The following is a 23,481-nucleotide window of genomic DNA, read 5'->3' as shown; positions in this document are numbered from 1 at the left end:
CTTACTTCATACTTATAATTATTTGGTTAATAATTTCATCTTCCTTGCCTGTGGCAAAGTTAGCAAAACGTTGTGCTAAAGGTGGAACAAAAACAAGAGGATTGCTGAAGCCTGAAAAAATATGCAAACCAGAAAATTCTGGGATAGCACCAATTACAGGTAAACGATTATTACTAAACGCCACTAAACAATGATGCCAAGTTCCTGGTAATTTAGCTACATCTGGTAACACAGCAGCAATGCTATTTCGTAACCAATTTTCACTCTCTTCTGCGTTTACCTGTACATCAGGATTTGTAAGCACACGACTAATTTGACCTACACGCAAGCTACCATCTAGAAATTGCACTGCACCTACATCTAATATTGGCGAGACTAATTCATTTCCCAAGTCATCCCACAATTCATCAACTTGTGTCGATGCTGTTTCTAATTGAAATCTTTGCAGATTCGCCGGCATTACTAAAGTTTGTAAACGCAAATCTACATGTTGAATTTCAATCATTTCGGCGTGGGTAAAATACACCTTGATGGAAATACCTGCTGATTTGAGTAATTTGCGGCTGAGTCCACCAGCGCAAATCACAACGTTAGCACTGTGGTAAGTTCCGGTATTTGTTTGGACACCACCTTTAAGGATTTGCAAAACCTGACTAATTTGCATCTCTCCACCAGCACGTAAAAAAGCTTGGATGTAAGCTTGTGTGGTTTTATCTGGATGAATATGACCGTGTTTAACCGTTAAAGCGCCGGAAATAACTTCCCGATTGAGTAGTGGTTCTAACTCACAAGCGTCTTGTACACTGAGTAAACTTGGCGGTACGGCACAATTAGCATAGAGACTGGTGGCGGTTTCTGGGTGAGTATCGGCTGAAATTGTCAGTAATAAATCTAATTCTCGCAATTCAATATCAGCATATAATTCTTGAGGCAAGATTTGATAACGATCGCTCGCTTCTTGGCATAATTGACGAGTAAGTGGTGTTGTTCCTGACCAATAAGCTAATCCACCATAACTATATCGAGTTGCATTGTCTGGTGTGGCGTGTTGTTCCAATAACAGCACACGTAAGCCCACTTTGACTAATTCATAAGCCAGTGTCGCACCCGTAATTCCGCCACCAACCACAATCCAATCGTAGGTTTTCATTTAATATGTTGCTTGTAGACGACTCAAAAGATATTCTCCCGCAAGGATGGGAGGATAAATAGGCTGACGTTCCTGTTGGCAAGTTTCCAAACAAGCAATTTCTGTATCATCATTAGGATGACAGAAAAACGCAACTGAATAACGCGATCGCTGTACCCTATGATCATGGGGAATCATTACCCGATGCTTAGTTGAACAAAACACATCATTTGTCCAACGCTGCATCAAATCGCCTGTATTCACAATCACCGTATCAGGAATTGTCGGCGCAGTTATCCATTCTCCAGTTGTTGTTTGCACTTCCAAACCACCCACATCATCTTGGAATAACAAAGTAATACTGCCATAATCAGAATGCTCCCCCGCACGCACTTGTCCAGGTTTCGGAAGTTCTTGGATTGGCGGATAATGTAACAGTCGCAGAGTATGATTTTGCTGATTGTGTCTAATCGTTAAAAAATCTGTTGGTAATCCCAACGCCAAAGCAAATGTTGTTAATACTTTGTTAGCTAGTTCTGTACAAGCTTTATAAAATGCAATAATACAAGAGTTGTTTGCTAAACTCACACCATTAATAGAAAACGCAACTTCTACCTTACTAAAATTAAAAGCTTCTTTTAAGTCTCCTGGTTGACTTGGATTGAGTCGCTCTCTTTCTCTGCCAACATAACCAGTATTACTAAATTCATCTTGCCAAGCTATTTGTTGTTTAACTTCTAGCGGTAAATTAAAAATATGTTGACTATAGCTAAATACTTCTGCAATCAATTCTTTTGAAATGCCATGATTTTGCAAATACATAAAGCCAACTTCATGGCAAGCTTGATAAATTTGTTTCACTACAGCATCTTGAGCTTGGGAATCAGTATTTATCAAGGCTGATAAATCAAGAATTGGTATTCTGCACATTGGAAAAATCTATATAAATTTTATTTGCTTTACTTTATAAGTTTATCGAGTTAATTCCCCTATAAATCTTGTCCCTCCTGCCTTTTCCAGCTTGGTGAGCGAAGCCGAACCACTGCCTCCTGCAAAATATTTACATCACTCTACTCATACATAATAAGGAAATTATTTTGCTAAAAATTATTCAATGCGAAACTGACAAAGACAAAGCCCATCTCAAAGATTTGCTGCTTGAATATTTTAGCTGGATAAACTTGATGTGGAACCAGGAATTTAACATGAGTTTTGATGTTAATTCCTCCTTAGAAGAATGTCTTGAACAAATCGATGAATTTATGCCGCCAACCGGACGCTTACTTTTGGCAAGATATAAAGGCAAAATTGTGGGTTGTGTTGGCTTACGCAGCATTGATCAGGAAGTTGGAGAAATAAAAAGGCTGTACGTCCAACCAAAATTTCGCGCCCAAGGTATAGGCCGAGCTTTATTAGAAAATATTATCTATGAAGCTGCTAATTTAGGTTACTCAAAACTGTGCTTAGATACGGCTCCTTTTACGAAAGCAGCGCAAGCACTGTATCATTCACTCGGTTTTCAAGATATCGCACCATATTTTGAAAAAACAGAAATCCCTCCAGAATATCGAGATAACTGGATTTTTATGGAATTGAGACTTTATTGAATCTAAGGTGTGAATTATTCAGTTTTTGGGCAAATAATCACCATTATTACTTATATTTAAGCCACTTTACTATTATCGCAACATTGGCATAATCAATTCCTTCTATAGCAATCTGCGATAAAGATTTATGAAGAAAATTTAACATAATTGCATATAATGAAGTTATTCAACTATGAGTATTTTTGCTTACTGCCATGATAGCGGATGGATTTCCTTGGCTAACCGCGATTATTCTGCTCCCACTCGTTGCTTCCATGCTCATTCCCGTGCTGCCTGATAAAGACGGCAAACTTGTGCGCTGGTATGCCCTAGGTGTGGCGATCGCGGATTTTATCTTGATGTGCTACGCCTTTTGGAAGCATTACGATGCCAGCAGTGCAACGTTTCAACTCGCGGAGAAATATACCTGGGTGCCTCAGTTGGGGTTCAGTTGGGCAGTTTCAGTCGATGGAATATCCGCGCCACTTGTGCTACTGGCAGGACTAGTCACAACCCTTTCAATGTTTGCTGCATGGCAAGTTAACCTCAAGCCACGCCTGTTTTACTTCTTGATGTTGCTGCTGTATGGCGCACAAATCGGCGTATTCGTCGCCCAAGACTTACTGTTGTTCTTTATTATGTGGGAACTAGAATTAGTTCCTGTTTACCTGCTAGTCTCCATTTGGGGTGGTCAAAAACGCCGTTACGCTGCCACCAAATTCTTACTTTACACCGCCGCCGCTTCTATTTTTATTCTCGTAGCTGGCCTAGCAATGGCGCTCTACGGCGATAATACAACCTTCGATATCGTTGAACTTAGTGCAAAAAATTATCCCTTAGCTTTAGAACTGTGGTTATATGCTGGGTTATTAATTGCCTTTGGTGTCAAATTAGCCGTATTTCCCTTGCATACATGGTTGCCCGATGCCCACGGTGAAGCATCTGCCCCTGTATCCATGCTATTAGCAGGTGTACTGCTGAAAATGGGCGGATATGGTTTAATTCGCATCAATTTAGAAATGCTCTCCGATGCCCATGTTTACTTTGCACCAGTTCTCGCAACTCTTGGTGTCATCAATATTATCTATGGTGCATTAAACTCCTTTGCTCAGACGAACATGAAGCGCCGCCTCGCTTATTCGTCTATTTCTCACATGGGTTTTGTACTGCTGGGAATTGCCTCCTTTACTGATGTCGGTGTCAGTGGTGCAATGCTGCAAATGCTTTCCCACGGTTTAATTGCCGCAGTCCTATTCTTCTTAGCTGGTGTTACCTACGATCGCACCCATACAATGGCAATGGAAAGTATGGGCGGTATTGGTCAAATTATGCCAAAGGTATTTGCTCTGTTTACTGCTGGCGCAATGGCATCACTCGCCCTTCCTGGTATGAGTGGCTTTGTGAGTGAACTGCAAGTATTTGTTGGTATTACCACCAGTGACATTTACAGTCCGACATTCTGCACCGTTATGGTGTTCTTAGCAGCCGTCGGAGTTATCCTCACCCCGATTTATCTGCTGTCGATGTTGCGACAAGTATTTTACGGTACTGGCGCAGAACTTACCTGTGATATTGGTAACTCTGCTTTTGAAAATCAAGAAGATGAAGGAACAGTTTGCTTCGGTACAGACTGTCTCCTACCCAGTGAAGCAGTTTACCGAGATGCCCAACCCCGTGAAATCTTTATCGCCGCTTGTTTCTTGGTGCTGATTATTGGTGTTGGGATTTATCCCAAATTGGCTACACAAATGTATGATGTCAAAACTGTGGCTGTGAATAGCCAAGTACGCCAATCATATATTCAATTTGCCGAAGCCAAGCCGGAAATTTATGCCAAGGGATTATTTGCACCCCAAGTTGCCCAGCCGGAAGTTTTAGGAATCATTAAATAAATTCTTCCGCCAAAAAATTAATCAGCCGTCATTAACTGCGTGGTGATGTATGCAGTTGATGACGGCTAATTTATTGATTGTATAGCCCCATACTTCCAGTCTGAGGGGTTATACCATTTCACGAAATTACTGATAGAAATCGCTTCCTCTGCAACTCTGCTTCTGGTCGCCGAGCGAAGTCGAGGCGCTACTTGCATATCCGTATCATTTTTAAAGTGAAATGGTATTATATGGTGCGATCGCAAATCTTCATGAACAGTAGATTGCTTAAACCCAAACAATCCAAGTAATTAGAAATATATCGTACTATATAGAATAGTAATAATACTTAGCTCATTAGCAATTAACCAAGATTTTAAGAATATCACCGGATTACAACCAGTATTAGCATGAGTAACATTTAGCTCATAACACTATATCAAATGCTGAATTAAGGGCGAAACGTCAAATTCACCTTCCGCTACTCAGATAGTGTTGTACAAACACACAGCATGAGTCTTTCTCAGCATTAAATGATTGTTATACAAAAAGCACAGGGTGATTAAGTCTAAGCATCTATTACTGGTTGGCTAATCTTATGCAAGAAATTTTGAACTTACTGAAAAATATTGATTACTCTGGCATACCTATTGGCAAAATAGTGACTGTCATTGTCGTCTTAACTTTGACACAAACATTAAGACGATTTGTAGTGGAATTAATAGTTAGAACTATTGAACGCTTTACAAAACAAACCAAAACCGACCTAGACGATGAACTAGTAGGAATTATCAAACCGTCTTTAAGTTGGTTAATCTTGATTGCCGGACTGTGGTTTGTCAAAGAAATTCTGTCACCAGAATTAGGCATTCAATTAAGCGAATCAATTGGTAAAACCCTTAACTTAATTGTCGTTTTTATAGTTGCTTATGCTATTTATCGAGCCGCTTCCATTTTAGGTCAAATAATTGCTAACTTAGTACTGCATACTGACACCGACCTTGATGAATTACTTAGACCATTAATGCCGAAAATATTTCAATCGGCAGCCATTATAGTCATTACTATTAAAGTCAGTGAAATCTTTCTAGGACAATCAGCCGCCGCCCTAGTTGGCTTATTAGGTGGTGCTGGTATTACGTTAGGTTTGTTATTCAAAGATATTGTCTACGATTGGTTTTGTACAATTATTATCTACTCTGATAATCTTTATCGGGAAGGCGACTGGGTAGGTGTAGCAGGCGTAGAGGGTTTTGTTCAAGTTCTCAATATTGGATTTAGAACCACAACCTTGCACGTATACAAGTGGGGTTCTATTTTAAAAATGCCCAACTCTAGAATGATTACTGGCATTGTTGAGAATTGGTCACAAAATCCCGGTGAGGAACTAAAATGGGGCATTAGCTTAACTCTAAAAATTGATAATATTTCCGCCCAGCAAACTGCTAGAATCTGCGATGCAATTCAAGTAATGCCTGAATCTATTAAAGGCTTATCAAAGGAAATTATCGTCCGCTTTAGCCAGATAGAGAATAATGCCCGTGTGATTAACATCGTTGGCTTTGTTAATGATGACAAACTCTATTTCGCCGCAGAGAAAAACTTAAATCTAGCCATTCTAGAATTGTTAGAAAAAGAAGGCATTGATTTTCTATCTGTGGAACTGGAAACTACCCCAGAAAAGCATAAGCTTAGTCAACTGGGAATGAATAATTAATCAGTCACAGAACTAATATTTAATTTTGAAAAAAACTTCAGTAGGGGTGAATAATCGTTCGCCCCTAATTATATTATTTAATTACTGAATTGGTGTTGTAGTTAATGCTGAAGCCAGCATTTCAGGACAAGACAAATGTGGGCAATGTCCAGACGGTAATTCGATCGCATCGACTCCTAGACGCTGGCGTGCAGCGTAGCGTGACCATGCAGGAGATATAATTCGGTCATTGGTACAAACAATATATTTACGTTCAATTGCAGGAAAGGCTTTTAGAGGATGTGTTTCAAATATATATGCTAAAGATTGTTGCGATCGCCCTTTCGAGATTGCCCAATCTAGCACATCTGGTTGACAATCATGATAGAAAAAATTCCTTAATACTGCTTCGTTTGAATAGTCCTTCCCCAAAGAATCCGGTTCATACATACTCGGTTCTGAGTGGAACTGTTCAAGTTGACTTGGATCTTTTGGTTGATAATTGAAGGAATGCAGCGTATCAGAATCAAGCTGATGAGCAAACTGATCAAGTGTACTAAGTATCGCAAACAATTATTTCAAAATAATGATCAACTTGTTTCTTCTGTTTTTCCCAATTTACAAATAACAGCGCAACAAATCTTTTTAGCGGCACAGGCTACAAGCTAAAAATATAGACGTTGCTGATTACGTGGATGATTTTTGTCTCACGCAAAGGCGCAAAGGCTCAAAGAGAAAGAGTTTTAAAAGTGGAATTTTATAATTTCATCCCGCATTTATGCAACGCCAAAACATAAAATAACATCTACATACAGCGTATTCCGGGTAAATGACAGACAAACGCCAAACCCAAAAATGTAGAGACTTTACATGTAACGTCTCTACATTTTTCTACTAATTACTGTTGAGTTGTAAAAACTTCTGTAAAGCATTGCGTATTAATGGCTGCTGAATATAAACCTTTGCGGCTTCCATTAAATTCTGAAGATTCTCAGGACTGACATCATCAATATCATCACTTAATCGCTTACCAATTAGCTCTCGGTCTAACTTAAATTGCAAGCGTAAAATCTGGTTATCTAGAATTACCTGTTCTGTAATGTACTGGTGAACACTAGAGGAAGCATCAAATAATATCCCAATGATTGGCTGCGCCCATTGTAACAAACCCCAGCCTTCAGCTTGGGCAAATGGGATAATGCGTGTGCGATCGCCTGTACCGATGGAAAGAATGGTAATATCTTCTAGTCTATTGCCTAATCTTAAGGCTTCTGCTATAGCACAAGCTGATGGGTTATTAGCCGCCACACCACCATCAATAGCAGAGTAGATACATTTAATTGAGTAAGTTGCCGTATTATCTGGTACTCTCTCCCAAGGGGAATCTAACAAGGCTTCTCTTGTATAACCTTTATATTTTTTGATAGTGCGAGTTTGACCTCTACCTGTACCACTCACAATTCTAATTTGTGTGTTGTTATAAAGGTTTTCTGTATATGAAGCATTACCATCTAGGGTAACAGTATTTTCTGTAGCTCTTTCAACTGTGCCGTTAACTATTCTATCTAGTTGATGTGCAGGAAAATAAGTAGGTGCAGAAGCCGAACAAACGCAAATTTCCCACAGTGGGACATTGCCATAGTCTTTATCTTGTCGCCAACTTTTAAATATTATTGGTTCTCTAGCAATGGTGTCGTAGGAGGTAATTAATAATTTTGGTTCAGGAATATCAAATAATTTTGTTTCACCTAAATTTTCTTTAAGTACTTGAATTAAACCGCTATCAGAAAACTTTGGTGCAGAAATACCATACTTGAGGATGAGAGGTAGCCGCTGTAAGGAAAAAAGACTTCTGTAAGGAAAGATTCTTGAGCTTTTTTGGGTGTACAGGTCAATGATATTTTGGCTGTTGCGTCCTGTGGCGATCGCAGCAGCTAAAATTGAGCCTGTAGAAGTCCCGGCAATTAAGTTAAAATACTCGTGCAAAGGCTGATTAATTTGCTGCTCAATAGCTGCCAAAATCGTTGCAGCAACTACTCCCCTTATTCCGCCACCATCCAAGCTTAAAATCCGAAAAGGCATATTCCTCCGAATTTTTGCTAAAATCAAGCAAAATTTTTGATTTTTATTGCAATAGTATTGATAATAAAATCACCTGGGAAATTTATTTTTAAATTCACTCTTTTATTTAATAAAAATTAAAAATAGCTAATGAAGAAAACAGAAAAACAAAAAATGTTAGCTGGTGAGTTGTATTTAGCAGAAGATCCAGAATTAACCGCTGAGAATCGACGTGCTAACCGTCTTTTGCAAACCTACAATAATACAAATGCTGAACAGCAAGAGCAAAGACAACAAATACTCCAAGAATTATTCGCCAAGGTAGGAGAAAAAACTACCATTGTGCCACCATTTCACTGTGATTACGGCAGTAATATTTATGCTGGTCATAAATTATATATGAATTACGGCTGCGTAATTTTAGACTGCAATATAGTTGAAATTGGTAATAATGTTTTATGTGCGCCCTACGTGCAGATTTATACTGCGTATCATCCCGTAGAACCAGAAATTCGGCTGACAGGTCAAGAACTAGCTGCACCCGTGAAAATCGGTAACAATGTCTGGATAGGTGGAAATGCGATTATTTGTCCAGGGGTCACAATTGGTGACAACACAACAATTGGTGCTGGTAGTGTTGTGGTGAAAGATATACCTGCAAATGTTATTGCGGCTGGAAACCCCTGTCGAATTATTCGCTACTTATCAGATAATTAAAGAGCTACATGGCGATATTCTAGAACTTGTAGCCTCTAGCCAGCCAATAGTGCCAATCTGCGATCGCTTGTTCAGTGTCACCATCTGCATCAATAGGCTTAATGTCTGATAATTTTGCCGAATAGACATCATCATCCTTTCCATTAAGATCAGCCACTTCCACATACATATCTTTTAAACACTCATCATCAGGAGCCATTCCTAGCACCTCAACAGTTTTTTCCTCTATTGTCGAGGTTTTGCGGGATTTTTTCGCCCATTTAGCCATAAACGGACAATTCAAGGCTTCTTCTAGGTAATAATACCAACCCATTGCCCGGTCTTCTTTATCTTCCGCATCTGCAATGACTTCTGTGGCGATGCGATGTTCTCTGGTTTCGTCGCGTTCAACACTAGACATAAGAATAAAAACTTGCGTATATTGCACCTTGATATGGTATATCGCTTTAGCTATTGACTGTCAATTTTTTTGTTGCTGTTTTACAGAGTTAAGAGCTTTATACTAAGTGCTTAGTATAAAGCTGGTATTTTTTAGGCTATGCGCTTAATTACCTATAAATTTTACTGTCAGTTGGGAAGGCATCAAATAGAAGCGATCGCTTATTTAAAAGTCTGATAAATTTGTTTAGCTGCAACAACTCCAGAAATTGCCGCACCTTCCATAAAACCTTGCCACTCATAAAATGAGTTAGTATGTTCGCCAGCAAAATAAATGTTATCTACTGGTGTACCTTCATTGCCAGCAATGCTAGTAAAATATCCAGGTTGGTTGCAAGTATAACTGCCCTTAGTGAAAGAATTTAATGACCAATTTTCCAGATAAGCTAAATACTGGTTGCTTTTAACTTTGGTGGCTGAAATATCTGCGCCTGGAAAGATAAATTTTAAGTTACTCAAAAAATTTGCAGTATCTTGCTGAAGAGATTTAGGATTGAGACTTGCACCTAAATTACCACCAGTAAAATCTGTCAATATTCCACGATAATTAGTTGCTTGGCTAGGATTTGTTTCCCAAGTTCCTTGAATAAATGGGAGATTAGCATAAGCTTCTCCATTACTACCAAAATTCACCCAAGGACGGCTATTAAACCCTACCATTAGTTTTGAGTTAGTGCCATAAACAAAATTGTTAATAGCGTTGATTTTCCATTGAGGAAGTCGCAATCCTGTTAAATCTACTGCGCGTAAAGTTGAAAACGGGATTGCAAAAACCACCGCATCAAATTTTTCACTGACACTATTTTCAAAGAATAATTCAATTTTCCCTAAACTATCTTTTCTAGCTGCTATAAGTTTTTTGCCAGCCTTAATTTGTCCTGATAATTTTGTTTCTAAAGCTTTCACAATTTGTTGATTACCCCCAATTACATGATATCGCTCATCACTAAACACACCAAATGGCTGAAATTTTGAGCGTTTATCTGCATGGGCAAATAATAAAAAACTCAGACAACTTTGTTCTGTAATTTCTCGTCCATATTCACCAGTATAGGCAGATTTAATCACTTGCTTAATTAAATTTCCTGCCCCGCGACTATCAAGATAATCTTGTAAATTGATGAAATCAAGGCGGCGTTCTGCTGCTGTAAAATTATTCGCCGTTGGTTCTTGAATAGTGCGTAAATCATCTTGCATCGCTGCTACAAAATCTCGAAATTCTTCAACTACCAGTGACTCAGAATAACGTTGACCATTAAAGTAATAAAAAACTTCTCCAGATTCTTTAGATAAATCTTCTACCTCTAGCTTAAATTCTTTCACATATCCCAGCATAGTTTTATGCAGGTTATCGATAAACTCGCCACCTCTTTCTGCAACTTGTCCAGGAAAAAAACCTTCTAGAGAATAACAACGTCCACCAATGCGTTGACTAGCTTCATAAACAGTAGCAAAAATGCCTTTTTTTTGCAGTTCATAAGCACAAGCTAAACCTGCTAACCCACCTCCAATAATGGCTATTTTGGCATCAGTTGAAGATGGTGCTGCTAAGGTACGATGAGCATAAGCAGTACTTACACCCATTGCACCACCGATTAGGGTGAACTTTCCCATATCTGCGAGAAATTCTCGGCGTTTAGTTTTGCGTACTGACATCATTTTCTGAATTGCCAAAATTTCTTCTAAACCTTGGCTAGTCGAGATATTACGCTGTTGACAATAACGGATAATCCGAAATGTATTGGCTAGTTTGTGAAACAGTTGTGAATGACTCATAAATCTATATTGGGTTTTGTAAATTTTTTAGTTTCTTTTGTGATGAATCGTTACCCAGTATAGTTTTTGTATATGTAGTTACCTTAAAGCTGTTGCTGCTATGAGTAAAGTTCTTACTAAGTTGGCAAGATATTTTGTTAAATTTTTGATAGTCATAAAAATCAAGCTCTAAAAATTCAATAAATTCACTGGTTTGTAATATTCATTTCATTCAACTACCGCAGCAAAATTATCGTTATGAGTATTATTGTTTTCGGCAGTATCAATCTAGATTTAGTCGCCACCGCCTCCCATTTACCAACTAGTGGCGAAACTTTATTAGGAAAACATTTTTTCCAAGTCCCAGGCGGTAAAGGTGCAAATCAAGCTGTAGCATTAGCGCGGTTGGGAATTCCAACTCAGATGGTAGGACGTGTGGGAACCAAAGGTTTTGGTGCAGAACTACTGGAGAATTTGCAAACGGCTGGCGTACAAACTGAGAATATTTTCCGAGATGAAAGCGTCAGTTCTGGTGTTGCCATAATTATTGTTGATGATGCTGGACAAAACCAAATTGTGGTAGTTCCTGGTGCAAATGGAGAAGTAAATCAAGCAGATGTGGAGAGGTTATCGCCTTTATTACCAACAGCTAAAGCACTACTTTTACAATTAGAAATTCCCTTGAATGCAGTTGTATCGGCTGCTCAAGCTGGACGCAATGCAAATATTACTGTAATTCTTGATCCTGCGCCGGTACAATCTGATTTACCTGCCGAACTTTACCCGTTAGTAGATATTATTACCCCCAATGAAGTAGAAGCCGGACAATTAGTTGGTTTTAAAGTAGATAACCAAGAGTCAGCAACCAAAGCCGCAACAGTGTTATTGCAAAGAGGTGTAAAATCTGCGATCGTCAAATTAGGCGCAAAAGGCGTAGTTTGCGCCACAGCCGAAGAAACATTTTTTGTTCCGGCTTTTCCTGTTGATGTTGTAGATACGGTGGCGGCGGGTGATGCTTTTAATGGTGGTTTAGCTGCTGCACTTTACGCTGGAATGTCTTTACATCAAGCCGTGATTTGGGGTGCAGCCGCAGGTGCTTTAGCCGCGACAAAAGCCGGCGCACAAACTTCGTTACCTGATAAGTTGACTTTTGAGGCTTTCCTTAAAGATAGGGGAGTAGGGAGTAGGGAAACGTCACAAAGGACAAATGACAAATAACAAATGACTATTTCCCAATATCTTCATTCCAGAGTTCGGGGTTGGTTTGAATAAAGTCACTCATCATTTGTTCGCATTCATCTAAATTTAAATCAATTACTTCCACGCCGTGAGATACCATAAATTCTTTCGCACCAGGAAATGTGCGAGATTCGCCGGCGATGACTTTTTTGATACCAAACTGCACAACCGCTCCGGCGCACAAATAGCACGGCATTAAGGTTGAATATAGGGTGGTACCTCTGTAACTGCCAATTCTGCCAGCGTTACGGAGACAATCAATTTCGGCATGGGTAACAGGATCGCCGTCTTGGACGCGCTTATTGTGTCCTCTACCAAGAATCTCGCCATCCTTGACGAGAACGGAACCGATAGGAATTCCACCTTCTTGTCTACTTTGTCTAGCTTCTGCGATCGCAGCTTGCATAAATTCATCCATTCTCTTATTCTCCTTTATGTCAAAACAACTGGTATTAATGGATCACGATGGTGGTGTAGATGATTATCTAGCAACTATGCTGCTGTTGACGATGGATCATATAGAATTGCTTGGTGTTGTCGTCACTCCTGCTGATTGTTATGTTCAACCTGCCGTTAGTGCGACACGTAAAATCATTGATTTGATGGGATTTTCTCACATCCCAGTTGCCGAAAGTACAGTACGCGGTATTAATCCTTTCCCTCGACTTTATCGACGTGATTCGTTTATTGTTGATCATCTGCCCATTCTTAACCAGCAGGATACTATTAATACACCTTTGGTTGCCGAACCTGGACAAGATTTTATGGTGCGGGTGTTACGAGAAGCACCAACACCAGTAACGCTGATGGTAACAGGGCCATTAACGACAGTTGCAGTGGCATTAGATAAAGCACCAGACATTGAAGCCAAAATTCAAAGAATTGTTTGGATGGGTGGCGCGTTGAATGTTGGTGGTAATGTCGAAAAAAGTTTAGAAGCCGGACAAGATGGTTCGGCGGAATGGAATGTTTATTGGGATGCAGTTTCCGCCGCGCGAGTTTGGCAAACCCAAATTGAAATTATTATGTGTCCGTTAGATTTAACTAACAATGTCCCAGTGACATCAGATATTGTGTACAAAATGGGCAAACAACGTCACTATCCCATCTCTGATTTAGCCGGACAATGTTACGCACTGGTAATTCCCCAAGATTATTATTTTTGGGATGTGTTGGCGACGGCTTATTTAGGACACCCAGAATTTTATCAACTGCGACAGTGGGAAACTGAAATTATTACCACCGGCTTAAGTCAAGGACGGACGAAAGTTGTTCCCGGTGGGCGGAAAATTTATGCAATGGATACTGTTGATAAAGATGCTTTTTATGCTTATATCTTGGAACAATGGGCAAGATGAAAGGTAACAGGTAACAGGGAAGAGGCAACAGTGGAAATCAGATTGCTATAGGATGGAAAATAAATGTTTCTACCATAATTAAGAGTTATTTTTTCTCATGACCATTGTTGAAGTTGCACCATCCCTAGTTAGCATTGCCGAAAAAACTCGCGCGGCTGCAAGTAAATTGGCTATTCTTTCCACAGAAGCAAAAAATGAAGCGATCGCAGCGATCGCCCAAGGGTTAGAATCAGCTAGAGAGGAAATATTGCAGGCAAATGTGGCTGACTGTCAAGCGGCGGCGGCGGAAGGAATTGCTAAACCTCTGTATAAACGGTTGCAGTTAGATGAACATAAATTAAGAGATGCGATCGCTGGAGTCCGAGATGTTGGTAAACTGGCTGATCCAATAGGTAAAGTCCAAATTCACCGCGAACTCGATACTGGCTTAGTCCTCAAGCGCATCTCTTGTCCTTTGGGTGTGTTAGGCATTATTTTTGAAGCCCGTCCTGAAGCCGCCATTCAAATTGTTTCTTTGGCGATTAAATCAGGTAATGGTGTAATTCTCAAATGTGGTAAAGAAGCTGTACGTTCTTGTGAAGCCATAGTCAAAGCAATTAAACAAGGATTATCTCAAACTGCTGTTAGTCCTGATGCGGTGCAGTTACTCACCACAAGGGAAGAAACTGTAGGACTGTTGAAATTAGATAAATATGTAGATTTAATTATTCCTAGAGGTTCTAATTCTTTTGTCAGGTTTGTGCAAGAAAATACCCGCATTCCTGTCCTTGGTCATGCTGATGGCATTTGTCATGCTTATATTGATCAAGCTGCTGATATTAACAAAGCCGTAGAAATTACTGTTGATGCGAAAATTCAATATGCGGCTGCTTGTAATGCTATTGAAACTTTATTAGTACATCAAGCAATTGCTGGAGAATTTTTACCCAAAATTGCCGCAGCTTTAGCCACCAATCATGTGGAATTAAAAGGTGATCAACGCACCTTAGAAATATTACCAAATATTGCCCCAGCTACCGAAGTTGATTGGGAAACAGAATATAGCGATTTAATTTTGTCAGTTAAAATTGTAGACTCTTTAGAAGATGCGATCGCTCATATTAACCAATATGGTTCTCGCCACACCGACGCAATTATTACTGAAGATATCGCTACCGCAGAATCTTTCTTTGGCTTAGTAAATTCTGCTGGCGTTTTTCACAATTGTTCTACACGCTTTGCTGATGGTTTCCGCTATGGTTTTGGCGCAGAAGTTGGTATTAGCACTCAACAAATGCCTCCCCGTGGCCCTGTTGGCTTAGAAGGCTTGGTAACTTATAAATATCAAATGACTGGTAATGGTCATATTGTCGCTAGTTACACCGGCTCAAATGCCAAGGCGTTTATTCACCGCGATTTGTAGGAGGGGCTAGGGGCTAGGGACTAGTATTTTTACTCTAACCTGTAACCTGTAACCTATCACCTATAACCTGTATCAACAAGCACAATCTAAGTTACCATCACTAGAAGAAACAATCACTGGTTGATGATACAAAGGTACAGTAAAGGTGACAGTTGAACCTAGTCCTTCACCCAAGCTGTAAAAATGTACTTCGCCACCCATCGCTTCAATTAGCTTTTGGGATATTGCCAACCCCAAACCTGTACCGCCATATTGGCGAGTGCGGGAACCATCTACTTGAGAAAATAATTGAAATAATTTATCTTGCTTGTCTAAAGAAACACCAATACCAGTATCTGCTACCCGGACTCTAACCATACCGGGAAATTGCTGTTCTTGGAATTTGACTTTTTTCTGGACAATTTCGGATGTGATGGTTATACCACCTTCATGAGTAAATTTAATGGCATTGTTTACCAAGTTCAGCATGACTTGGAGTAGCCGTTGATAATTGCCTTGGACAACAATTTCATCGCAGGTGGTAGGAATTTGCATCCGAAAGCTGAGGTTTTTCATTTCTGCTTGGGGACGCATGAAACTTTCTACACCACAAAATAGCTCATCTAATTTCACCGGAGCGCAGTCTAATTCCATTTTGCCTGCTTCAATTTTGGCAATATCCAAAATATCATTGATGATGTTCAGCAGGTGAATGGATGATTGATGGGCTTCTAAAAGAAACTGATGCTGTTCTTCTGGGTCATCTGCCATCCCCTCTAGAATCAGCTTTAGAAAGCCAATCATGCCATTGAGGGGAGTACGAATTTCGTGGGAAACGTTGGCTAAAAATTCACTTTTGAGGCGTGAGGCTTCTTCGGCTTTTTGTCTGGCTGCTTCTAATTCTTTATATAAAGTAGCATGAGCGATCGCAGTTCCTAATTGATCAGCTACTTCTTTGGCTAATTCCAGTTCAGCTTTTGTGAGAGGATAGCATTCATCTCGCACAGCCACAGCAATCAAACCATTGGCTTGGTCTTGATAGCAGGTTGCAACTACTAAAACTTTCTGCTGTGGACACAGTGCATATTGTGATACCTCCATCACCACAGGTTCTAAAGTGGCTAATGCTTGGGCAAATGCTGGCTCAGAAGCGACATCTATTTCTAAGCCAAGCATCGAACTGCGTTCTGGCTGATGGTACTCTGCTATGACACGTACTTTAGAGCTAGAGGGCTGATAGGGACAGATAATGCAACGTTCTAGTTTGAGTGCTTTACCCAAACTATCTACTGTTTGTTGCCAAATAATGTCTAAGTCCAAAGTTCGCCGAATATTTCTAGTAATTTTCGTTACTAGTTTTTGATGTTGTTGCGAACGTAAAGCCAACTCGATTGGTGTAGGCGCTTTGGGTATATTACTGATTTCTTGTTGATTCACTGTCGCCTGTAATAACCGCCCCATCACTATAACTGTAGTGGCGGCAGTTCCCAGTGGCGGTATGATTGGACAAATTACTAACTCCAACTCATACAACTCTTGCTGGTAGCGAAACCAACATTGAAACTTTTCTGGCACCAAACTTGCTAAAATTCGGTGCAATCGTTCCAAATAGGCTACCTTATCCACAGGAGCAAAAATTTCCTCTTCATGGCTGCTGACTATTTGCTCAGGGTTTAATCCCAGAACTTCACTACGCTGCCAATAAAATGTCAGGTAGCGGCCTGACCCATCCTGCACATACACCAACTCAGCACCGAGAGCTGGTGACGAGCCATTTGTTTGATTAGCTATGTCTTCCAGATTTTGAGAAAATAAGTTTGGCAATTGGGAGTTGGCAGTAATAGTCATTTAATCGAGTTGGGTAGACAAGTGGCAACTCAATACAGGTTTGCAAAAGCTGTTGATAGCTTTTGCAGACTTACATTGGGTGTTTTGACTGTTGTGAATAAGATGATTGACCTTGGTGTTCTTGTCTATGAAAAGCTTGTTTGTGGCTGTCAATCATTCCACTCACCTCTAGGTGGTACAGGTGTGCGATAAGGAGTCCGTGTCAGTTCATCATCTCTATGAATCTCACCCCGTAACCATTGGCGAATTGCTACCTCAATGACTTTGCTAGGATCATTGGTAAGATGCTGAATTTGCTCTAATAGCTCAGAATCTAGGCGGACAGCAATTTCTACCTTATCGCCTTGTCTTTGCTCCCCTTCGGTAGCTCTCTCTTTCATATTCATAGGTTTATATACTCTGAATTTGTTTTCTCCAAAGCTTTGTAAAGTAGTTCTACTCAAGTTTCGGGTTAGTTTACTGACAAATCTTAAAGGTATAGATACATAGTTCCCCGAACTCTCACCAAAAATAACAGCTTGAAATTTTTAAGTGGCAATTTTCATAGAACTCACTCTTTCAATGCTCTAGAAGTTTTGTCAGTAAATCAGTAGATCCGAGCATTTACGAGGTGTAACTGCCCACGATCCCTACACTATGTACTTATATATCTTTATTGTACGCTGCTGACTGTTCAATACCTGCAAGGAAAAATAGACTTAATTATAGAGACTTTATATAGATTTGCAAAATACTTAAGGGTCAATAGTCATTTGTCATTGGTCATTAGTTATTAGTCATTTGCCATGCTACAGACTTATCTACCTTGTCCCCCTTGTCCCCCTTGTCCCCCTTGTCTCCCTTGTCTCCCACCCCTCCCACACCTCCCAACTCCCCACTCCCTCTCCTAAATAGCAGCGTCTTGGCAAAGAAAGCATTAAAATACATTAAGTAAATCGCTCTTTATAACCTTGGTTGCTGCTTCAGCAAAGATAGTATATGACTGACGTTCCCGCAGTTCGCATTCGCAATTTCTGTATTATTGCTCACATTGATCACGGGAAATCAACCCTGGCCGATCGCCTGTTGCAAGCTACCGGCACTGTTGATCAACGACAGATGAAGGAGCAGTTTCTCGACAATATGGATTTAGAACGGGAGCGCGGCATTACCATTAAGCTGCAAGCTGCCCGGATGAATTACACTGCTAAAGATGGTCAGCAGTATGTATTAAATTTAATTGACACTCCCGGACACGTAGACTTTTCTTATGAGGTGTCCCGCAGTTTGGCGGCTTGTGAAGGGGCGCTGTTAGTTGTAGATGCGTCTCAAGGTGTAGAAGCGCAAACTCTGGCGAATGTCTACTTGGCGTTAGAGCATAACTTGGAAATTATTCCAGTTTTGAATAAAATTGACCTGCCTGGTGCCGAACCAGACCGGGTAATTAGCGAAATTGAAGAAATTATCGGTCTTGATTGCAGTGGGGCAATTCTCGCTTCAGCCAAAGAAGGAATTGGGATTGATGAGATTTTAGAGACGATTGTGGAACGGATTCCACCCGCACCCGATAGAGTTAATGAACGTTTACGGGCGTTAATTTTTGATAGCTATTACGATCCCTATCGGGGGGTAATTGTCTACTTCCGGGTGATGGATGGGCGCGTGAAAAAAGGCGATCGCATTTATCTGATGGCTTCCGGCAAGGAATACGAAATCGATGAGTTGGGTGTTCTATCTCCCACCCAAAAGCAAGTTGATGACCTCCACGCCGGGGAAGTGGGTTATTTGGCAGCCGCCATTAAAGCCGTAGCAGATGCGCGGGTAGGCGATACCATTACCTTATCTAATGCCAAAGCCGCAGACCCCTTACCAGGGTACACAGAAGCCAACCCAATGGTTTTTTGTGGGATGTTCCCTATCGATGCTGACCAATTTGAAGACTTGCGGGAAGCTTTAGAAAAGCTCAGGCTCAATGATGCGGCGCTGCACTACGAACCAGAAACTTCGAGCGCGATGGGTTTTGGTTTCCGGTGTGGGTTCCTGGGGTTACTGCACATGGAAATCGTGCAGGAACGATTAGAGCGTGAGTATGACTTGGATTTAATTATTACTGCGCCTTCGGTGGTTTATAAAGTCACTACTATTAAGGGCGAGGAATTATATATTGATAATCCCAGCCATTTGCCAGCACCTAATGACCGTGAGAAAATCGAAGAACCCTACGTACAGGTAGAGATGATTACACCGGAGGGTTTTGTCGGCACATTGATGGAGTTGTCACAAAATCGCCGTGGTATTTTCAAAGATATGAAATATCTCACCCAAGGGCGCACCACCTTAACTTATGAGATACCCTTGGCAGAAGTTGTCACCGACTTTTTTGACCAAATGAAATCGCGATCGCGCGGTTATGCCAGTATGGAATACCATATCATTGGCTACCGCGAAAATCCCCTGGTAAAGCTAGATATCATGATTAACGGCGACCCCGTGGATTCTTTAGCAATGATTGTCCACCGCGATAAAGCTTATAACGTCGGGCGGTCAATGGCTGAGAAACTCAAAGAATTAATTCCCCGCCATCAATTTAAAGTGCCAATTCAAGCCGCCATTGGTAGTAAAGTCATCGCCAGTGAACATATTCCCGCCTTACGCAAAGATGTACTCGCCAAGTGTTACGGCGGTGACATCAGCCGCAAGAAAAAACTGTTGCAGAAGCAAGCCAAAGGTAAAAAGCGGATGAAAGCAGTAGGTACAGTAGATGTACCCCAAGAAGCTTTTATGGCAGTCTTACGGTTAGATCAAAATTGATCAGGGAAATTTTACCTACTCACAATTGATCAGTTAGAACTTAACCTGAAAAAATTACTGTAGCGACAATTCTTCATGAATTGTCGCTACACCTGTTTTAATTATTAAAGTATGCCTGCAATAAGCTGAAGATCATTTTAAAAGTTCAGCTTTAACGAAGTGGACAGAATTTCCATACCTATCAGGAGTCCAGACTTCAATAGTAGCACTGCGTACATTACGCACATCTAAAGATACTTTTTTAACAGGCCCTTTTTGAACAGCTTTATTTAAAACCTCTTCGCCGTTGAAAAATACAGTTACTACTGTGTCAGAATTTCTATCTGCATCATCAACCCCCATCTCAAGATATAGTGTTTTAAATGCACCAGGCTGAGGTTTGGTAATGTCGCAAGCAACCCTAGCTCTTAACTTTTCGTTAGAGTTAGCAATCATATTAAATTGACTAGTGTATACTTCTCTACCGATAGATACATCTCTTTGCCTTCGTCCAATATAACCACTAGTTGTACATTTTCGAGACAATAGTTGAGTTTTCGTAGGTGCTGTCAACGTAGCTGGAGAAGACGCTATTATGCCCATAACAGATATCGCAACAGTCAGCAGAACTCGTCTGTAGAACTTGATTGGTATAGATTGCATGACTCTTTCCACCCAAGGTTTAAAATTTGTTTACTACGTAGCTTTGGGTATAACTTATGCAAAGTTACAGTAAAGAGACTATCACAGTGGTGTGGGTGTTAAGCAAATCAGGATTCATTGAGAATGGTGCAAGATACCGTTGATTTATTTCCTGATGGTTTTTACTCAAGCATGAAAACAAGCAGTACTAAAACTTGAAAGAGGGGTTAGATACTCCATACACTAGGAACATTTATCAATTAATCTAGTAAGTTTCATAAGGTATTTGCTAATTTGCCCAACCTTGATAACCTGTGATCTATCCCTAAAATTATTAAAAAATTAGAAAACTTTGGTAAACATACCGACTCAATAGATTTCTTCTCCTTGTATTTTTGAGATACAGCTAGTTTTTTGAGAAATTTATAAAAATTTGGAGATTTTAGTACATGAAAATACTTGTATTAAGTTGGGAATTTCCACCAAGAATAGTCGGCGGTATTGCGAGACACGTAGCTGAGTTGTATCCAGAAATAGCTAAGTTAGGACATGAAATTCACTTAATTACAGTGGAATTTGGTCAAGCACCGATGTATGAGGTAGTGGAAGGCATAAATGTGCATCGGGTACCAGTAGGACATAGTAATGACTTTTTTCACTGGATTGTCAATCTTAACCAAAGCATGGGTCATCACGGTGGTAAGTTAATTTTGGAGGAAGGGCCGTTTGATATCATCCATGCCCATGATTGGTTAGTAGGTGATGCTGCGATCGCCCTCAAGCATACTTTTAAAATTCCTTTAATTGCAACAATTCACGCCACAGAACATGGACGCTATAACGGAATTCATAACGATATTCAACGTTATATTCATGGCAAAGAAAACTTACTTGCTTTCGATGCTTGGCGAGTTATCGTTTGTACAGACTATATGCGCCGGGAGGTAGAACGCGCCCTCAGCAGCCCTTGGGATAAAATCGATGTGATTTATAACGGTATCCGTCCAGAGAAAAAACAGCATCACGAAGATTTTCACGCGCAAGATTTTCGCCGCCAATTTGCCGAAGATGGGGAAAAAATTGTTTACTATGTCGGGCGGATGACTTATGAAAAAGGTGTACCAGTATTATTAAATGCTGCACCCAAAGTTCTTGCAGAGATGGGTGGTTACGTCAAATTTGTGATTATTGGTGGCGGTAATACCGATCATCTTAAACGCCAAGCCGCAGATTTAGGCATTTGGGAGAAATGCTACTTTACTGGTTTCTTATCTGATGAATACTTAGATAAATTCCAAACCATCGCCGACTGTGCTGTATTCCCTAGTTTTTATGAACCCTTTGGTATTGTGGCTTTAGAAAGCTTTGCATCGCGCGTACCCGTAGTAGTCTCTGACACGGGTGGTTTCCCGGAAGTTGTTCAGCATACCAAAACAGGTATCGTCACTGGGGTAAATGATCCTGATTCCTTAGCATGGGGAATTTTGGAGGTTTTGAAAAACCCCGGATATCGGCAATGGCTGGTAGATAACGCTTACGAAGATTTAGAACGCCGCTTTAGCTGGTCAAAACTAGCCCAGCAAACAGAGTCAGTTTATCAGCGAGTGGTACAGGAGCGATCGCAAGTTGTCTGGTAATTAAACACAGAGTAAAACTGAGCATACTGGCCCTAAACCAGAGAATAAATGATTACTCTGGACTATTTGACGTTAAAAAACATTACAAGACCTGTACGCTGGGAATTTCAAGCCTTCTGATGCGAGAGTAAACAGTAAATGCAGTTTGCTCTATAAAGTTAGTATGACGAAGGCATTCCCAGATATAGCAAAGTTCTGGAAGAATTTGGGAACTGTGTTGTTAAGGATGGGTGCCAGTTTAATAACCCGTCTTACAGCATACCTGAAACGCCACTTCATTGACAACACTGTTGATGTTGTTCCGCCCCTTTCCCACCTTCCTCGTCTAGCTGGCCCCGTACTAAACTTAGGCGGCGGTGGCCCTGATGTTGAGAAGGCTATTCAATGGATGATTGACCAAGTTCGTGGAGATACTAGCAGCAGCGCCAATAAAGTTGATGTGGTAGTTCTCCGCGCCTATGGCAGTGAAGATTACAATCACCTGATTTACGGTATGAGAGGTGTGAACTCAGTCAAAACACTCATCATTAGTAACCGCAATGATGCCAACCGCGAAGATATCGTCACCAAAGTTAGAAAAGCTGGCGTAGTTTTCTTTGCTGGGGGAGACCAATGTCAATATATCCGCAGTTGGAAAAACACCAGACTAGAAAACGCTGTGCGAGAAGTCTACGCTAGAGGCGGTGCAATTGGCGGGACGAGTGCAGGTGCAATGATTCACAGTGAGTATATCTACGATTCTTGTGCCTGCGAAGACAGCATAGAAACCAGAGAAATACTCGAAGACCCTTATCGAAACATCACCTTTTCTTATGATTTTTTTCAATGGGGTCATTTGCGCGGAACCATCATCGATACCCACTTCGATAGCCGCAAACGTATGGGTCGCATTATGGCTTTTATTGCGCGACAAATTCAGGATGGCAAAGCTAACCGTGTTTTAGGAATAGCTATTAGTGAGGAGACATCCCTTGTCATAGATAAATATGGTCTAGCTAAGGTGATGGGGAGAAACGCCGCCTACTTTGTTCTAGGAGACCACCCACCGGAGGTATGTAAACCCCGGACACCTCTGACTTACCATGACTATAAAATTTGGCGGGTTCCCAGTGGCGATACATTCGACCTGAGAAATCCACCAAATCGCGGTTATTACTTTAGGAGTGTGAAGCGGGGGAGGTTTAATTCTGATCCCTATTGAGTGGGTGTGAGGGTGTGAGGGTGTAAGGGGGTGAGGGTGTGAGGGTGCGAGGAAAAGAAGTGCTTTGGTCTTTTATTAGATGGACTGAGAACCTTTCTAATTGTCCTTCTGCCTTCTGCTTTCCTTACACCCTTACACCCTTACACCCCTACA

At 40.7% G+C, this 23,481-nt stretch carries 20 protein-coding genes; 10 read left to right on the top strand and 10 right to left on the bottom strand.

Annotation, left to right across the window (positions count from 1 at the left end; genetic code table 11):
* Position 1: 1 nt before the first annotated feature.
* Together H6G75_RS21530 and H6G75_RS21525 are read right to left on the bottom strand one after the other, a co-directional pair.
* Positions 2–1,150 carry an FAD-binding oxidoreductase gene (locus H6G75_RS21530; protein ID WP_190982056.1) on the bottom strand — a complete coding sequence of 383 codons (1,149 nt, stop codon included), beginning with the start codon at positions 1,148–1,150 and terminating at the stop codon, positions 2–4.
* Positions 1,151–2,059 carry an isopenicillin N synthase family oxygenase gene (locus H6G75_RS21525; RefSeq protein WP_190982055.1) on the bottom strand — a complete coding sequence of 303 codons (909 nt, stop codon included), beginning with the start codon at positions 2,057–2,059 and terminating at the stop codon, positions 1,151–1,153.
* Between the two features lie 167 nt (positions 2,060–2,226).
* On the opposite strand from H6G75_RS21525, the gene H6G75_RS21520 reads away from it, so the two are divergent.
* The 3 genes from H6G75_RS21520 to H6G75_RS21510 all read left to right on the top strand — a co-directional run bounded on the left by H6G75_RS21520 (position 2,227) and on the right by H6G75_RS21510 (position 6,303).
* Complete coding sequence (locus H6G75_RS21520) at positions 2,227–2,736, top strand: GNAT family N-acetyltransferase (RefSeq protein WP_190982054.1); 510 nt, start codon at positions 2,227–2,229, stop codon at positions 2,734–2,736.
* 194 nt (positions 2,737–2,930) lie between these two features.
* Positions 2,931–4,607: an NAD(P)H-quinone oxidoreductase subunit 4 gene (locus H6G75_RS21515; RefSeq protein WP_190982076.1), complete on the top strand. Its 1,677-nt coding sequence runs from the start codon at positions 2,931–2,933 to the stop codon at positions 4,605–4,607.
* Positions 4,608–5,184: 577 nt separating this feature from the next.
* The gene (locus tag H6G75_RS21510; RefSeq protein WP_190982053.1) at positions 5,185–6,303 is read left to right on the top strand and encodes a mechanosensitive ion channel family protein; all 1,119 of its coding nucleotides are present in this window, start codon (positions 5,185–5,187) and stop codon (positions 6,301–6,303) included.
* A gap of 81 nt (positions 6,304–6,384) precedes the next feature.
* On the opposite strand, the gene H6G75_RS21505 is transcribed toward H6G75_RS21510, so the two are convergent.
* Together H6G75_RS21505 and H6G75_RS21500 are read right to left on the bottom strand one after the other, a co-directional pair.
* Positions 6,385–6,732: an alpha/beta hydrolase gene (locus H6G75_RS21505; protein WP_242051605.1), complete on the bottom strand. Its 348-nt coding sequence runs from the start codon at positions 6,730–6,732 to the stop codon at positions 6,385–6,387.
* A 444-nt stretch (positions 6,733–7,176) separates the two neighbouring features.
* Complete coding sequence (locus tag H6G75_RS21500) at positions 7,177–8,364, bottom strand: patatin-like phospholipase family protein (protein WP_190982051.1); 1,188 nt, start codon at positions 8,362–8,364, stop codon at positions 7,177–7,179.
* Between the two features lie 129 nt (positions 8,365–8,493).
* Between H6G75_RS21500 and H6G75_RS21495 the strand changes: the two genes are divergently transcribed.
* A complete protein-coding gene (locus tag H6G75_RS21495) occupies positions 8,494–9,060 on the top strand; it encodes a sugar O-acetyltransferase (RefSeq protein WP_190982050.1) in 567 nt (188 codons plus the stop codon).
* 19 nt (positions 9,061–9,079) lie between these two features.
* On the opposite strand, the gene H6G75_RS21490 is transcribed toward H6G75_RS21495, so the two are convergent.
* A complete protein-coding gene (locus H6G75_RS21490; RefSeq protein ID WP_190982049.1) occupies positions 9,080–9,460 on the bottom strand; it encodes a calcium-binding protein in 381 nt (126 codons plus the stop codon).
* 200 nt (positions 9,461–9,660) lie between these two features.
* Positions 9,661–11,274, bottom strand: coding sequence for an NAD(P)/FAD-dependent oxidoreductase (locus tag H6G75_RS21485; protein WP_190982048.1), 1,614 nt, complete (start codon positions 11,272–11,274; stop codon positions 9,661–9,663).
* 237 nt (positions 11,275–11,511) lie between these two features.
* On the opposite strand from H6G75_RS21485, the gene rbsK reads away from it, so the two are divergent.
* Positions 11,512–12,471, top strand: coding sequence for a ribokinase (gene rbsK, locus H6G75_RS21480; protein WP_190982047.1), 960 nt, complete (start codon positions 11,512–11,514; stop codon positions 12,469–12,471).
* 7 nt (positions 12,472–12,478) lie between these two features.
* Here rbsK and H6G75_RS21475 read toward each other — a convergent pair whose 3' ends face one another.
* A complete protein-coding gene (locus H6G75_RS21475) occupies positions 12,479–12,910 on the bottom strand; it encodes a nucleoside deaminase (RefSeq protein ID WP_190982046.1) in 432 nt (143 codons plus the stop codon).
* A 16-nt stretch (positions 12,911–12,926) separates the two neighbouring features.
* Here H6G75_RS21475 and H6G75_RS21470 point away from each other — a divergent pair, with 16 nt between their 5' ends.
* Together H6G75_RS21470 and H6G75_RS21465 are read left to right on the top strand one after the other, a co-directional pair.
* On the top strand, positions 12,927–13,850 hold the full coding sequence (locus H6G75_RS21470; RefSeq protein WP_190982045.1) for a nucleoside hydrolase: 924 nt from the start codon (positions 12,927–12,929) through the stop codon (positions 13,848–13,850).
* Positions 13,851–13,947: 97 nt separating this feature from the next.
* Positions 13,948–15,252, top strand: a complete 1,305-nt coding sequence (locus H6G75_RS21465; protein ID WP_190982044.1) for a glutamate-5-semialdehyde dehydrogenase — start codon at positions 13,948–13,950, stop codon at positions 15,250–15,252.
* 72 nt (positions 15,253–15,324) lie between these two features.
* Here H6G75_RS21465 and H6G75_RS21460 read toward each other — a convergent pair whose 3' ends face one another.
* A complete protein-coding gene (locus H6G75_RS21460) occupies positions 15,325–17,079 on the bottom strand; it encodes an ATP-binding protein (protein ID WP_190982043.1) in 1,755 nt (584 codons plus the stop codon).
* 149 nt (positions 17,080–17,228) lie between these two features.
* On the bottom strand, positions 17,229–17,465 hold the full coding sequence (locus H6G75_RS21455; RefSeq protein WP_190982042.1) for a hypothetical protein: 237 nt from the start codon (positions 17,463–17,465) through the stop codon (positions 17,229–17,231).
* A gap of 592 nt (positions 17,466–18,057) precedes the next feature.
* Between H6G75_RS21455 and lepA the strand changes: the two genes are divergently transcribed.
* A complete protein-coding gene (gene lepA / locus H6G75_RS21450) occupies positions 18,058–19,869 on the top strand; it encodes a translation elongation factor 4 (RefSeq protein ID WP_190982041.1) in 1,812 nt (603 codons plus the stop codon).
* 132 nt (positions 19,870–20,001) lie between these two features.
* Here lepA and H6G75_RS21445 read toward each other — a convergent pair whose 3' ends face one another.
* On the bottom strand, positions 20,002–20,511 hold the full coding sequence (locus H6G75_RS21445; protein WP_190982040.1) for a hypothetical protein: 510 nt from the start codon (positions 20,509–20,511) through the stop codon (positions 20,002–20,004).
* Between the two features lie 428 nt (positions 20,512–20,939).
* On the opposite strand from H6G75_RS21445, the gene H6G75_RS21440 reads away from it, so the two are divergent.
* On the top strand, positions 20,940–22,127 hold the full coding sequence (locus H6G75_RS21440; RefSeq protein ID WP_190982039.1) for a glycosyltransferase family 4 protein: 1,188 nt from the start codon (positions 20,940–20,942) through the stop codon (positions 22,125–22,127).
* A 163-nt stretch (positions 22,128–22,290) separates the two neighbouring features.
* Complete coding sequence (locus H6G75_RS21435) at positions 22,291–23,328, top strand: cyanophycinase (RefSeq protein WP_190982038.1); 1,038 nt, start codon at positions 22,291–22,293, stop codon at positions 23,326–23,328.
* The last annotated feature ends 153 nt before the right edge of the window (positions 23,329–23,481 follow it).

The sequence above is a fragment of the Nostoc sp. FACHB-280 genome (assembly GCF_014697615.1).
Classification (GTDB): Bacteria; Cyanobacteriota; Cyanobacteriia; order Cyanobacteriales; family Nostocaceae; genus Nostoc_B.
This window is presented reverse-complemented; position numbering and strand designations above follow the sequence as displayed.

What these genes read in the sequence shown, in the direction of transcription:
- H6G75_RS21475 (WP_190982046.1), bottom strand. Translation starts at nt 12,910, where the DNA reads ATGGATGAATTTATGCAAGCTGCGATCGCAGAAGCTAGACAAAGTAGA.
- H6G75_RS21500 (WP_190982051.1), bottom strand. Translation starts at nt 8,364, where the DNA reads ATGCCTTTTCGGATTTTAAGCTTGGATGGTGGCGGAATAAGGGGAGTA.
- H6G75_RS21530 (WP_190982056.1), bottom strand. Translation starts at nt 1,150, where the DNA reads ATGAAAACCTACGATTGGATTGTGGTTGGTGGCGGAATTACGGGTGCG.
- H6G75_RS21440 (WP_190982039.1), top strand. Translation starts at nt 20,940, where the DNA reads ATGAAAATACTTGTATTAAGTTGGGAATTTCCACCAAGAATAGTCGGC.
- H6G75_RS21485 (WP_190982048.1), bottom strand. Translation starts at nt 11,274, where the DNA reads ATGAGTCATTCACAACTGTTTCACAAACTAGCCAATACATTTCGGATT.
- H6G75_RS21465 (WP_190982044.1), top strand. Translation starts at nt 13,948, where the DNA reads ATGACCATTGTTGAAGTTGCACCATCCCTAGTTAGCATTGCCGAAAAA.
- lepA (WP_190982041.1), top strand. Translation starts at nt 18,058, where the DNA reads ATGACTGACGTTCCCGCAGTTCGCATTCGCAATTTCTGTATTATTGCT.
- H6G75_RS21460 (WP_190982043.1), bottom strand. Translation starts at nt 17,079, where the DNA reads ATGACTATTACTGCCAACTCCCAATTGCCAAACTTATTTTCTCAAAAT.
- H6G75_RS21505 (WP_242051605.1), bottom strand. Translation starts at nt 6,732, where the DNA reads ATGTATGAACCGGATTCTTTGGGGAAGGACTATTCAAACGAAGCAGTA.
- H6G75_RS21510 (WP_190982053.1), top strand. Translation starts at nt 5,185, where the DNA reads ATGCAAGAAATTTTGAACTTACTGAAAAATATTGATTACTCTGGCATA.
- H6G75_RS21470 (WP_190982045.1), top strand. Translation starts at nt 12,927, where the DNA reads ATGTCAAAACAACTGGTATTAATGGATCACGATGGTGGTGTAGATGAT.
- H6G75_RS21525 (WP_190982055.1), bottom strand. Translation starts at nt 2,059, where the DNA reads ATGTGCAGAATACCAATTCTTGATTTATCAGCCTTGATAAATACTGAT.
- H6G75_RS21445 (WP_190982040.1), bottom strand. Translation starts at nt 20,511, where the DNA reads ATGCAATCTATACCAATCAAGTTCTACAGACGAGTTCTGCTGACTGTT.
- rbsK (WP_190982047.1), top strand. Translation starts at nt 11,512, where the DNA reads ATGAGTATTATTGTTTTCGGCAGTATCAATCTAGATTTAGTCGCCACC.
- H6G75_RS21495 (WP_190982050.1), top strand. Translation starts at nt 8,494, where the DNA reads ATGAAGAAAACAGAAAAACAAAAAATGTTAGCTGGTGAGTTGTATTTA.
- H6G75_RS21490 (WP_190982049.1), bottom strand. Translation starts at nt 9,460, where the DNA reads ATGTCTAGTGTTGAACGCGACGAAACCAGAGAACATCGCATCGCCACA.
- H6G75_RS21515 (WP_190982076.1), top strand. Translation starts at nt 2,931, where the DNA reads ATGATAGCGGATGGATTTCCTTGGCTAACCGCGATTATTCTGCTCCCA.
- H6G75_RS21435 (WP_190982038.1), top strand. Translation starts at nt 22,291, where the DNA reads ATGACGAAGGCATTCCCAGATATAGCAAAGTTCTGGAAGAATTTGGGA.
- H6G75_RS21455 (WP_190982042.1), bottom strand. Translation starts at nt 17,465, where the DNA reads ATGAATATGAAAGAGAGAGCTACCGAAGGGGAGCAAAGACAAGGCGAT.